Raw genomic sequence first — 12,550 nt, 5'->3', positions numbered from 1 at the left:
CGTCAGCCCGCCGCCGCCGCGCGCGGCTGCCGCGCCAGCCACAGCAAGCCCAGCGCCACCAGGCCGATCGGCAGCAGCGAACCCAGGTTCAGCCAGGTCCAGCCCTGTGTGGTGATCAGCGCGCCCGACGAGAACGAGGTGACGGCCATCACCGAGAACATCACCGTGTCCATCGCGCCTTGGGCGCGGTTCTTCTCCTCGGGCCGGTAGGTGCTGGTGAACAGCGTGGTGGCGCCGGTGAACAGGAAGTTCCAGCCCACGCCCAGCACCAGCAGCGCCCCCAGGAAGTCCATCACCGCCACGCCTGAGAGCGCCATCGCCACGCAGGCCGCGTTCAGCAGCACGCCCACCGCCATCACCGGCAGGGCGCCGAAGCGCTTGATCAGGTGGCCGGTGAAGAAGCCGGGCACGAACATGCCCAGCACATGCCACTCCAGCACCAGCGCCGCGGCCGAGAACGGGTGCTGGCACTGCGCCATCGCGATCGGTGTGGCGGCCATCAGCAGGTTCATCACGCCATAGCCCAGCGCGCCGGCCAGGATGGCGACGACAAAGGCCGGCTGGCGCGCCAGCTCGCGCACCGAGCGGCCCGGCGCAGCGCCCGGCGCCGGCGCCTGGTGCGTCGGGAATGCGATGAAGGACAGCGCCAGCAGCGCCAGCGCCGCCACGCCAATCAGCGCGATATAGGCGCCGGCAAACGGCACCGCCAGCCAGTCGCGCGTGGCACTGGCCAGGTTGGGGCCGGCGAAGGCGCCCAGGATGCCGCCACCCAGCACCCACGAGATCGCCATCTCCTTCTTCTCGGGCGCCACCAGCTCGGGCCCGGCGAAGCGGTAGAGCTGCGCATTGGCGTTGTAGAAGCCGGCCACCACGGTGGCTGCCAGCAGGGCCCAGAAGTCCTGCCGCCAGGCCGCCAGCGCGCACAGCGCGGCGGTCAGCATGGCCACCACCAGGCCCAGCTGGAACGAGCGCTTGCGGCCCCAGCGCGCCTGCACGCGCGCCACCAGCGGCGCGCTGAGCGCACCGCCCACCACATAGCCGGTCACCGGTAACGTCGCCATCCAGCCCACCGGCGCCAGCGCCAGGCCCACCAGGCCGTTGATCGCGATGAAGGTGACGTTGTTCGTGAGAAACAGGCCCTGGCACAAGGCCAGCAACGCGAGGTGGCGGTTCATGACCCCGATGTTCGCACCGGATTGGCGTCAACCCGCATGCACTCGGTGCGCGTTACAGCCATCATGGGGCTGTCCGGGCCGCTGCGGAACCAAAGCCGTGCGGCATGGTCCTTGCGAGAAATGCCAGGGCAAGCCGGCCTTTCTCGAGCCTTGATCGGAGTCCAACCCGCGAGAAGCTGCGCCCCATGCACTGACCACACGGAAAGCTCTGATGACGCCCGGGTCTGTCCAGCCGGGACGCCATCAGAACTTCCCCGACGCCCCGCCGGCCTGATCCCCGGCGCGCGCCGCCTGATGCCCGACAGGAGGTCTTGCATGGACGTGATCAGCAGCTTCGCCGCCCGCTACGAGCGCACCCGCGAGGAGGAAATGTCCCTCGAGGACTACCTCGCCGAGTGCAAGCGCAATCCGCTGGCCTACGCCACCGCCGCCGAGCGCATGCTCAAGGCGATCGGCGAGCCGCAGATGGTGGACACCCGCAACGACCCGCGGCTCTCACGCATCTTCGCCAACAAGGTCATCAAGATCTACCCGGCCTTCGCCGAGTTCTACGGCATGGAAGACGCGATCGAGCAGGTCGTCTCCTACTTCCGCCATGCCGCGCAGGGTCTGGAAGAGAAGAAGCAGATCCTCTACCTGCTGGGCCCGGTGGGCGGCGGCAAGAGCAGCATTGCCGAGCGCCTGAAGGCGCTGATGCAGGAGGTGCCGTTCTACGCGATCAAGGGCTCGCCGGTGAACGAGTCGCCCCTGGGCCTGTTCGACTTGGCCGAGGACGGCCCGCTGCTGGAAGAACAGTTCGGCATTCCGCGGCGCTACCTCAACCGCATCATGAGCCCCTGGGCGGTCAAGCGCCTCGAGGAGTTCGGCGGCGACATCCGGCAGTTCAAGGTGGTCAAGCGCTACCCCAGCATCCTCAAGCAGGTGGGCATCGCCAAGACCGAGCCGGGCGACGAGAACAACCAGGACATCTCCAGCCTGGTGGGCAAGGTCGACATCCGCAAGCTCGAAAGCTACGCCCAGGACGACCCCGACGCCTACAGCTACTCGGGCGGCCTGTGCCTGGCCAACCAGGGCCTGCTGGAGTTCGTCGAGATGTTCAAGGCGCCGATCAAGGTGCTGCACCCGCTGCTGACCGCCACCCAGGAAGGCAACTTCAAGGGCACCGAGGGCTTCGGCGCCATCCCGTTTGACGGCGTGGTGCTGGCCCACAGCAACGAGAGCGAGTGGAAGGCCTTCCGCAACAACAAGAACAACGAGGCCTTCCTCGACCGCATCTACATCGTCAAGGTGCCCTACTGCCTGCGCGTCAGCGAAGAGGTGAAGATCTACGAGAAGCTGATCCGCAGCTCCAGCCTGGCCGAGGCCAAGTGCGCCCCGGGCACGCTGAAGATGATGAGCCAGTTCGCCATCCTCACGCGCCTGAAGGAGCCCGAGAACTCCAGCCTGTACAGCAAGATGCAGGTCTACGACGGCGAGAACCTCAAGGACACCGACCCGCGCGCCAAGAGCTACCAGGAGTACCGCGACTACGCCGGTGTCGATGAAGGCATGAGCGGCATCAGCACGCGCTTCGCCTACAAGATCCTGTCCAAGGTCTTCAACTTCGACAGCCAGGAAGTCGCCGCCAACCCGGTGCACCTGATGTACGTGCTGGAGCAGCAGATCGAGCGCGAGCAGTTCCCCAAGGAGACCGAAGAGAAGTTCGTCGCCTTCATCAAGGAACAGCTCAGCCCGCGCTACGCCGAGTTCATCGGCAAGGAGATCCAGACCGCCTACCTGGAGAGCTACTCCGAGTACGGCCAGAACATCTTCGACCGCTACGTCACCTACGCCGACTACTGGATCCAGGACCAGGAGTACCGCGACACCGACACCGGCGAGGTCTTCGACCGCGCGGCGCTCAACGCCGAGCTGGAGAAGATAGAGAAGCCCGCGGGCATTGCCAACCCCAAGGACTTCCGCAACGAGATCGTCAACTTCGTGCTGCGCGCGCGGGCCAACAACCAGGGCAAGAACCCGGTCTGGACCAGCTACGAGAAGCTGCGCTCGGTGATCGAGAAGAAGATGTTCTCGAACACCGAGGAGCTGCTGCCGGTCATCAGCTTCAACGCCAAGGCCAGCGCCGATGAGGCCAAGAAGCATGAGGACTTCGTGCAGCGCATGGTGGCCAAGGGCTACACCGCCAAGCAGGTGCGCCTGCTGTGCGAGTGGTACCTGCGCGTGCGCAAGAGCAGCTGACAGACCCCCCCGAAGCGGCCTGGCGGCCGCCTCCCCCCAGGGGGCGCCGCCAGCGGCCCGGCCAAGCCGGTTCCGCGGCGGCCACCTGGACTAGGCAGAGGCACAGCAGAACATGGCGCTGCAACAGATCATTGACCGCAGGCTGGCCGGCAAGAACAAGTCGATCGGCAACCGCGAGCGCTTCATCCGCCGCCACAAGGACCAGATCCGCGAGGCGGTGCGGCGCGCGGTGGACGGTCGCGGCATCCGCGACCTGGAGCGCGGCGAAGAGGTGCGCATCCCCAAGAAGGACCTCTCCGAGCCGGTCTTCCACCACGGCCAGGGCGGCCAGCGCGAGTACGTGCACCCGGGCAACCAGGAGTACGTGCAGGGCGACCGCATCGAGCGGCCCAAGGGCGGCCAGGGGCAGGGCGGTGGCCAGGGCCAGGCCAGCGACTCCGGCGACGGCGAGGACGACTTCGTCTTCGCGCTGTCCAAGGAGGAGTTCATGCAGATCTTCTTCGAGGACCTGGCGCTGCCGCACCTGATCCGCACCCAGCTCGCCGAGATCCCCGAATACAAGACCCACCGCGCCGGCTTCACCACCGACGGCACGCCCAACAACCTGCATGTGGTGCGCTCGATGCGCGGCGCGCTGGGCCGGCGCATCGCGCTGGGCGGCGAATCCCGGCGCGAGCTGCATGCGCTGGAGGACCGCGCCGCCGAGCTGCGGCGCCTGCCCGCCACCGACCCGGCCACGCAGCGCGAGCTGGCCGAGGTGGAGGCGCGCATCGCGGTGCTCAAGGCGCGCCTGGGCCTGATCCCCTTCCTCGACCCGATCGACCTGAAGTTCCGCAGCCGCGTGCGCACCCCGGTGCCGTCCAGCAAGGCGGTGATGTTCTGCCTGATGGACGTGTCGGGCTCGATGGACGAGCAGCGCAAGGAGCTGTCCAAGCGCTTCTTCATCCTGCTCTACCTGTTCCTGACGCGGCACTACGAGAAGATCGACCTGGTCTTCATCCGCCACCACACGCAGGCGCAGGAGGTCAACGAGCACGACTTCTTCCACGCCCGCGAGACCGGCGGCACCGTGGTCTCCAGCGCGCTGGAGCTGATGGACCAGATCATCCGCGCCCGCTACAACCCCAGCGAGTGGAACATCTACGGCGCCCAGGCCAGCGACGGCGACAACTGGCACCACGACTCCGCCCGCTGCCACGAGCTGCTGTCGCAGCGCGTGCTGCCCGCCTGCCGCTACTACGCCTATGTGCAGGTGGCCGAGGAGGAGCAGAACCTGTGGGAGGAATACGCCCGCCTGGCCGAGCACCACAAGAACTTCGCGATGAAGAAGGCGCTGGACGCCGCGCAGATCTACCCGGTGTTCCGTGACCTGTTCAAGAAGGAAGGGGTGCCCGCATGAGCGCAGACAGACCGCGCGAGTACTCGCAGGACCGCCGCTGGCACGACGACCGCAGCAAGATCCCCGAGGCCGGCGACCGCCGCCGCGGCCGCGAACCGTTGCTGGCCCCGCGCCCGCTGCCCCGGCGCCCCGAGCAGCCGCTGCCCGACCCCAGCGACTGGTCCTTCGAGCTGATCGAGCAGTACCACACGGTGATCGCCGCCACCGCGCGCCGCTTCGGTCTGGACACCTACCCCAACCAGCTCGAGATCATCACCGCCGAGCAGATGATGGACGCCTACGCCAGCGTGGGCATGCCGGTGAACTACCGCCACTGGAGCTACGGCAAGGAGTTCATCGCCACCGAGAAGAACTACCGCCGCGGCCACATGGGCCTGGCCTACGAGATCGTCATCAACTCCAACCCCTGCATCAGCTACCTGATGGAGGAGAACACGATGGCGATGCAGGCGCTGGTGATCGCCCACGCCGCCTACGGCCACAACAGCTTCTTCAAGGGCAACTACCTGTTCCGCATGTGGACCGATGCGGCCTCGATCATCGACTACCTGGTCTACGCGAAGAACTACGTGGCCGAGTGCGAGGAACGCCACGGCGTGGAGACGGTCGAGCTGTTCCTGGATTCCTGCCACGCGCTGCAGAACCACGGCGTGGACCGCTACCGCCGCCCCAGCAAGAAGAGCCTGGCCGAGGAACTGGCCGCGCGCCAGGACCGCGAGGCCTACGCGCAGCAGCAGGTCAACGACCTCTGGCGCACGCTGCCACGCAAGGCCGATGCCGCGGAGGAAACCCAGACCGCACGCCGCTTCCCGGCCGACCCCGAGGAGAACATCCTCTACTTCATCGAGAAGAACGCCCCGCTGCTCGAACCCTGGCAGCGCGAGATCATCCGCATCGTGCGCAAGGTCGCGCAGTACTTCTACCCGCAGCGCCAGACCCAGGTGATGAACGAAGGCTGGGCCACCTTCTGGCACCACCGGCTGCTCAACCAGATGTACGACGACGGCTACCTCACCGACGGCGTGATGATCGAGTGGCTGAAGTCGCACACCAACGTCATCTACCAGCCCAAGGTGGGCCAGCGCGGCTACAACGGCATCAACCCCTACGCGCTGGGCTTCGCGATGTTCACCGACATCAAGCGCATCTGCGAAGAGCCCACCGACGAGGACCGCGCCTGGTTCCCCGACCTGGCCGGCACGCCCTGGCTGCCCGCGCTGGACCAGGCGATGCGCAACTACAAGGACGAGAGCTTCATCGGCCAGTACCTCAGCCCCAAGCTGATGCGCGACTTCCGCTTCTTCGCGATCAAGGACGACGAGAAGGACAGCGAGCTGGAAGTCAGCGCCATCCATGACGAGAGCGGCTACCGCCGCGTGCGCGAGGCGCTGAGCCGCCAGTACGACCTGGGCAGCCGCGAGCCCAACATCCAGGTCTGGAACGTCAACCTGAGGGGCGACCGCAGCCTGACGCTGCGCCACACCCAGCACCTGGACAGGCCGCTGGACGACGGCGCCCACGAGGTGCTGCGCCATGTGGCGCGGCTGTGGGGCTTTGGCGTGCAGCTGGAAAGCGTCAACGGCCAGGGCGACATCACCCGGCGCTGGAGCGTGCCCGCCCCATCGAACTGAAGGGGCCGGCGCGGCGGCGGACGCGGCCCTTGATGCGGCGCAATGGGCGCCGCCATGGCAGGCGTAAAAGAGGCTTGCCGGCCGGCGATCTCGCCCCAAGGCGGTGGAGGTCGACCGAGGGGCCGGTGAAGCTCCAAAGGAAGTCCCCCCATGTCTGCCCTGCTCCGCACCTCCGCATCGCGCGTGTTCGCGCTGTCCGCCCTGTTCGTGGCCGCCGCGGCCGCCGCCGCGCCCGCCATCACCGATCTGCCCCACATGGCCCCGGCGCAGCGCGCCCAGGCGCTGCAGGCCCTGCGCCAGACCCCGGCGCTGCCGATGGCGGCGCTGGACACCACGCCACCGGTGGTGGTGTCGATCAACGCCGGCACCACGGTCGATGCCGGCAAGAGCATGAACCAGCTGGTGGTTGATCTCAACGTCACCGACGATCTCTCCGGCCTGCTGCACACCTTCATGACCGCCAGAAGCCCCAGCGGCGCCCAGACCGTGGCCAACGGCCAGCACCTGGGCGGCTGGACGGCGTTCAAGGGCCAGATGGCGCTGCGCTTCGGCCCCTTCGCCGAGCCGGGCGTCTGGACCATCACCGAGGTCTACGGCAGTGACATCGCCGGCAACAACTTCGTCTGCGACGCCGCCTGCCTGGGCGCACTGGGCGGCAACCTGCAGTTCACGGTCACCGGCACCCGGGCCGATGCGCAGGCACCCACGCTGAGCAGCGGCCGCATCCTGACGCCCGCGGTGTCGCTGAGCACGCCGGTCAAGGGCACACTGGACCACCTGCCGATCGTGCGCATGCAATTGGGCACCGCCGACCAGGGCGGCTCAGGCACCGCCGGCGCCTACGCCACCTTCTGCCTGCCGGACCAGAGCAGTTGCTTTGGCACCTGGAGCGAGAACTGGGTCTACGCGCAGAAGAAATCCACGCTATACGGCTACGCCAGCACCTGGGTCGGGATGCCCATCGGCACCTACCTGCTGAAGGACGTCACGCTGCATGACCACGCCGGCAGCACGCGGGTCTACACCAGCACCGCCTTCGGCGGCAGCACCGACTTCGCGCCGTGGTTCCCCAATGGCACGCAGGTGATCGTCAACCCGTGATGCCACGGCGGGGGCCTCTGGCCCCCGGCAGCGCCAGCGGTGTGCGGGCCACCGCGGGGATGCTGCGCACCCGGCTCAGTCGCACGTCGGTGAAGCGTTCGTCCGTCGGCTTGACGATGCGCGGGCGGGCCCGTGTCAGAACAATCAGGCGCCATCAGAACATCCTGAGGGAGCCTCCATGCGACACCCCGTCCTCGCCTTGTTGCTGGCCGCGTTGAGCGCGGCAGCGCCGCTCATGGCTGATGCGGCCGCTCCGCGCCGGCCTGTCGCGCCGGCTTCGGATGAGACGCCACCGCAGCTGACCTACCTCAACCTGCCCAAGTCGGTGAGCGTTGGGCCGTTCGGGGCCTCGCTGGTCTATGACATCCGGGCCCAGGACGATGTGGCCGGCCTGTGGCAGGTGTGGCCAACGCTGGTTGGCCCCTCTGGACAGACCATCGAGTTGAGCACGGCGCCCTATTGGGGTGACCTGTCGATCGACAAGCAGGTGGGCTGGTACCTGATGCCGTCGGTCGAGCCGGGACAGTGGACGATCCGCTCGGTGCAGTCCTGTGATGCCTTCGGCAACTGTGCCGTCCTCGACGCAGCGGCCCTGGCCAGCGTAGGCGGGCGCCATCGCATCACCGTCAAGAACCCGGGCTATGACGCCGTCGCGCCCACCCTGACGACCGGACAACTCAGCGCCTACTATCGCCAGGGCCGGTTGCCTCCCTACCTGATCGCACGACTCACGATTCAGGACACCGGAACGATCAGTGTGTCAGGCGTCAACGGCGCTGAGGTTGTGCTTTGCCTCGCCGACGGCTTCACCTGCGTGAGCGCATCGGGCGGCACCCTGGTTCCGGGCCTCGCGAGCACCACCGTCGTCGCGGCCAGCCAAGTGAGCGAGTACATGCCACAGGGCCAGTACTGGATCAAGTCCATCCGCGTGAGCGACCAGCAAAGCAATCAGCGGGTCTACACCAGCACCCTGTTCGGGGGCGAGACCGACTTCGCGCAGATCGTTCCTCAACCCTGGCTGAACCTGCCCTGAGGCCCGGCCACACCCCTCAGCCCAGCAACTCCAGCAGCGTGCGCGCCACCACCTTGGTGGCGCGGCGCAGGTCGTCCAGCACGATGTGCTCGTCGGCGCGCTTGGCGTTGCTCTCGCGCACGGTGCGCGGGCCGGCGCCGTAGATCACCGCCGGGATGCCGCGCTCGCAGTACAGGCGCACATCGGTGTAGAGCGGCGTGCCGCTCTCGGGGATGGGCTCGCCGAACACCGCCTCGCCGTGGCGCTGCAGCGCGGCCACCAACGGGCGGTTGCCCGGCAGGGGCTGGAGCGCATGGGCCATCAGCAGGCGCTTGATCTCGACCGTCACGCCGGGCACGGCGGCGGCGGCTTCGGTGATCACGCGGCGGATGTCGGCCTCCACCGCCACCGGGTCTTCCTCGGGGATCATGCGGCGGTCGAGCTTCAGCACCACCTTGCCCGGCACCACATTGGTGTTGGTGCCGCCCTCGATGCGGCCGACATTCAGGTAGGGGTGGGTGATGCCCGGCACCTGCGAGCTGATCTTCTTGTATTGCGCGTTCTGTGCGTACAGCGCCGACAGGATGGCGGTGGCGCCCTGCAGCGCATCCACGCCGGTGTGCGGAATGGCCGCATGCGCCATCACGCCGTGCACCGTCACCTCCATCTGCAGGCAGCCGTTGTGGGCGGTGACCACCTGGTAGCTGAAGCCGGCGGCGATTTCATAGTCGGGCTTCGTGTGGCCATGCTTCAGCAGCCAGCCCGGGCCCAGCTCGCCACCGAACTCCTCGTCGTAGGTGAAGTGCAGCTCCACCCCGCCCTTCAGCGGCAGCCCCAGCGCCTCGATCGCGCGGGTGGCGAAGGTGTAGGTGGCGAAGTCGCACTTGCTGACCGCCGACGCGCGGCCATAGAGCTTGCCGTCGACCACCTCGCCGCCATACGGGTCATGCGTCCAGCCCTCGCCCGGCGGCACCACGTCGCCGTGGGCATTGAGCGCGATCACCGGGCCGCCGTCGGCGTAGCGGCGCCGGGCGATCAGGTTGGTCACGCTCTGCATGCCATAGGCGTGCACCTCGGCGGCCGGCACCGGGAACCGCTCGGCGGGGATGCCGAAGCCCGCCAGCAGCTCGGCGGTGCGCTCGGCGTGCGGTGCGTTGTTCCCGGGCGGGGTGTCGGTGGGCACCTGCACCAGGGCCTGCAGGAAGCGCACTTCCTCGTCGAAGTGGGCATCGATCCATTGATCGAGTGAGGCGTAGCGGTCGGTCATCGGTGGTCCGCGGCAAGTTGTTCGGTCAGGTGGGTGAAGGCGCGCACCGCGAGTTCGCAGTCGTCGTTGCTCACGCCTTCGAGCGGGTTGTGGCTGATGCCGTCGTTCAGGCCGCGCACGAAGAGCATGGCCTGGGGCATCGCCTCGTGCAGCTTCATCGCGTCATGGCCGGCGCCGCTGGGCAGGGTGAAGACCGGCAGGCCCAGCGCCTGCACCGCGGCCTCCCAGCGGCGCTGCCAGGCCGGCGCGCTGGGGGCAGCGGCCGCGCGCATCGTCTCTTCCAGCGTGATCGCCACGCCGCGGCGGGTGGCGATGCGCGCCGCCTCGGCCTGCACGTCGGCCAGGCAGGCGTCGCGCACCGCGTTGGTGGTGGCGCGGATGTCCAGGCTGAAGCGGCAGCGGCCCGGCACCACGTTGATCGAGCCCTCGGGCACCTGCAGCATCCCCATCGTGCCGACCAGGTCGGGCACGCTGGCGGCGCGCTGCTCCAGGAACAGCGCCAGCTCGGCCACCGCGCAGGCGGCGTCGCGGCGCTGGCCCATCGGCGTGGTGCCGGCGTGGCTGGCCAGGCCCACGGCCTCGCCCAGCAGGCGCACGCTGCCATTGATGCTGGTGACCACGCCCAGCGGCAGGTCGCGCGCACTCAGCACCGGGCCCTGCTCGATGTGCACTTCCACGAAGCCCAGGTAGCGTGCGGGGTCACGCCTGAGCGTAGCAATCGCGGCCGGGTCCAGCCCGGCCTGCTGCATCGCGCTGCGCATCGTCACGCCGTCGGCGTCGGCCTGGTCCAGCCAGCCCGGATCGAACTGGCCCACCAGCGCACCCGAGGCCAGGAAGGTGGCCTTGTAGCGCTGGCCTTCCTCTTCCGCAAAGCCCACCACCTCGATGCCGAAGGGCAGGCGCCGGCCGGCCTGGTGCAGCGCGCGCACCACCGCCATCGGCACGAAGATGCCCAGGCGGCCGTCGTACTTGCCGCCGTTGCGCACGGTGTCGTAGTGGCTGCCGGTGAGCAGGCGCGGGGCCTGCGGGTCGATGCCGCGGTACAGGCCCACGACATTGCCCACGGCATCGATCGTCACCTCGTCGAAGCCGCACTCCTCGCGCATCCAGGTGCACAGGTCGCGGGCGCAGGCGCGGTGCGCGTCGGTCAGGTAGGTCACGGTCAGCTCGCCGCGCTCGGCGAAGCCGGGGTCGCTGTGCACGGCCAGGCGCTCGGCCCAGTCCCACACGCGGTTGCCCTCGGTCGGTTCCACGCCGAACTTGTCGTTCAGCCGGATCTCGGCGATGCGGTGGATGTTGCGCAGGCACTCGGCGCGCTCCATGTCCACCGGGTTGTTCAGGCGGCGCGCGAAGGTGGCGATGATGGCGTGGCGATCCAGCCCCAGACCACGCGGGCCACGCACCGCCAGGATGAAGGGGAAGCCGAACTTCGCGTTGTAGTCGGCATTGAGTTGCTGCAGTCGCGCGAACTCTTCGGGCGTGCAATCGGTCAGGCCGGCCTTGCCCTGCTCGTTGGTGGATTCGGCGGTGAGGCTCTTGCTGACCATCGCCTTGCCGGCCAGCTCGGGGTGGGCGCGGATCAGAGCTAGCTGCGCGGCCACGCCGGCCTCGTCCAGCACCCGCACCATGCAGTGCTTCAGGTGGGCCAGGCTGCGGAAGGGCCGCAGCGCGCAGGCGCGCTCGGCGATCCACGGCGAGTGCTCGTAGGTGCCGTCCAGCAGGCGGGTCACCTCGTCGACCGAGGCGGCATTGAGTTGATCGATCGTCAGCGGCACGGCGCGCTCACTCCCAGATGAAGGCGGTCTGCGCATCGAACGGGTGCTCGGCGCGCCAATGGTGGGCAATGTCGATGCGCCGTGTCACCCAGACCCGGTCATGCGACTGCACATGGTCGAGGAAGCGCTGCAGCGCACGCATCCGGCCCGGGCGGCCCAGCAGCCGGCAGTGCATGCCGATGCTCATCATCGCGGGCCGCTCGTCGCCCTCGGCGTACATCACGTCGAAGGCGTCCTTCAGGTACTGGAAGAACGGGTCGCCGTGGCTGAAGCCCTGCGGCAGCGCAAAGCGCATGTCGTTGCAGTCCAGCGTGTAGGGCACCACCAGGTGCGGCGCCAGCGTGCCGTCGGTCTTCCTGACCTGCAGCCAGAAGGGCAGGTCGTCGCCGTAGTAGTCGCTGTCGTAGGCGAAGCCGCCATGGTCGGCCACCAGGCGGCGGGTGTTGGGACTGTCGCGGCCGGTGTACCAGCCCAGCGGACGTTCACCCGTCAGGCGTTCAATGATCTCCATGCCGCGCTGCAGGTGCTCGCGCTCCTCGCACTCGGGCATGGTCTGGTAGTGGATCCACTTCCAGCCGTGGCAGGCGATCTCGTGGCCCAGTTCCACAAAGGCCTGCGTCACCTCGGGGCAGCGCGCCAGCGCGCTGGACACGCCGAAGATGGTCAGCGGCAGGCCGCGGCGCTCGAACTCGCGCAGCAGGCGCCACACGCCCACGCGTGAGCCGTATTCGTAGATGCCCTCCATGCTCAGGTGCCGCGCCGGGTAGCTGGCGGGGTTGAACATTTCGGAGAGGAACTGCTCGGAGCCGGCGTCGCCGTGCAGCACCGAGTTCTCGCCGCCCTCCTCGTAGTTCAGCACGAACTGCACCGCGATGCGGGCGTTGCCGGGCCAGCGGGCGTGGGGGACGTCGCGCCCGTAGCCCTTCAGGTCGCGGGGATAGCGTGGGGTCAT

Annotated in this window: 9 protein-coding genes; 5 read left to right on the top strand and 4 right to left on the bottom strand. The window is 68.4% G+C overall.

Annotation, left to right across the window (positions count from 1 at the left end):
* Positions 1 to 2 precede the first annotated feature (2 nt).
* The gene (locus tag KAK07_RS20200) at positions 3 to 1,175 is read right to left on the bottom strand and encodes an MFS transporter (RefSeq protein WP_210855282.1); all 1,173 of its coding nucleotides are present in this window, start codon (positions 1,173 to 1,175) and stop codon (positions 3 to 5) included.
* Between the two features lie 315 nt (positions 1,176 to 1,490).
* On the opposite strand from KAK07_RS20200, the gene KAK07_RS20195 reads away from it, so the two are divergent.
* The 5 genes from KAK07_RS20195 (at position 1,491) to KAK07_RS20175 (ending at position 8,577) form a co-directional block, all read left to right on the top strand.
* Entirely contained in the window at positions 1,491 to 3,413 is a 1,923-nt protein-coding gene (locus KAK07_RS20195) for a PrkA family serine protein kinase (RefSeq protein WP_210855283.1), read from the top strand.
* Positions 3,414 to 3,525: 112 nt separating this feature from the next.
* On the top strand, positions 3,526 to 4,812 hold the full coding sequence (locus KAK07_RS20190) for a YeaH/YhbH family protein (RefSeq protein ID WP_210855286.1): 1,287 nt from the start codon (positions 3,526 to 3,528) through the stop codon (positions 4,810 to 4,812).
* Positions 4,809 to 6,443, top strand: coding sequence for a SpoVR family protein (locus tag KAK07_RS20185; RefSeq protein WP_210855288.1), 1,635 nt, complete (start codon positions 4,809 to 4,811; stop codon positions 6,441 to 6,443). The genes KAK07_RS20190 and KAK07_RS20185 overlap by 4 nt, the downstream gene beginning before the upstream one ends.
* A gap of 150 nt (positions 6,444 to 6,593) precedes the next feature.
* Positions 6,594 to 7,544, top strand: coding sequence for a hypothetical protein (locus KAK07_RS20180; RefSeq protein WP_210855290.1), 951 nt, complete (start codon positions 6,594 to 6,596; stop codon positions 7,542 to 7,544).
* Between the two features lie 178 nt (positions 7,545 to 7,722).
* A complete protein-coding gene (locus KAK07_RS20175; protein WP_210855292.1) occupies positions 7,723 to 8,577 on the top strand; it encodes a hypothetical protein in 855 nt (284 codons plus the stop codon).
* 16 nt (positions 8,578 to 8,593) lie between these two features.
* Here the strand turns inward: KAK07_RS20175 and KAK07_RS20170 are convergent, their stop codons facing one another.
* Genes KAK07_RS20170 through puuE form a run of 3 tightly spaced genes read right to left on the bottom strand, consistent with a single transcriptional unit; the run spans position 8,594 to position 12,550 of the window.
* Entirely contained in the window at positions 8,594 to 9,823 is a 1,230-nt protein-coding gene (locus KAK07_RS20170) for a M20 family metallopeptidase (RefSeq protein ID WP_210855294.1), read from the bottom strand.
* The gene (gene uraD, locus KAK07_RS20165; protein ID WP_210855296.1) at positions 9,820 to 11,598 is read right to left on the bottom strand and encodes a 2-oxo-4-hydroxy-4-carboxy-5-ureidoimidazoline decarboxylase; all 1,779 of its coding nucleotides are present in this window, start codon (positions 11,596 to 11,598) and stop codon (positions 9,820 to 9,822) included. The genes KAK07_RS20170 and uraD overlap by 4 nt, the downstream gene beginning before the upstream one ends.
* Positions 11,599 to 11,605: 7 nt before the next feature.
* Positions 11,606 to 12,550 (bottom strand): allantoinase PuuE, encoded by a 945-nt coding sequence (gene puuE / locus KAK07_RS20160; RefSeq protein WP_210855298.1) that lies wholly within the window; start codon positions 12,548 to 12,550, stop codon positions 11,606 to 11,608.

Origin of the sequence: Ideonella alba (genome assembly GCF_018069875.1) — a bacterium.
In the GTDB taxonomy this organism is placed as follows: domain Bacteria; phylum Pseudomonadota; class Gammaproteobacteria; order Burkholderiales; family Burkholderiaceae_C; genus Ideonella; species Ideonella alba.
Note: the sequence above shows the minus strand (reverse complement) of the source record. Positions and strands in the feature narration are given on the sequence as shown.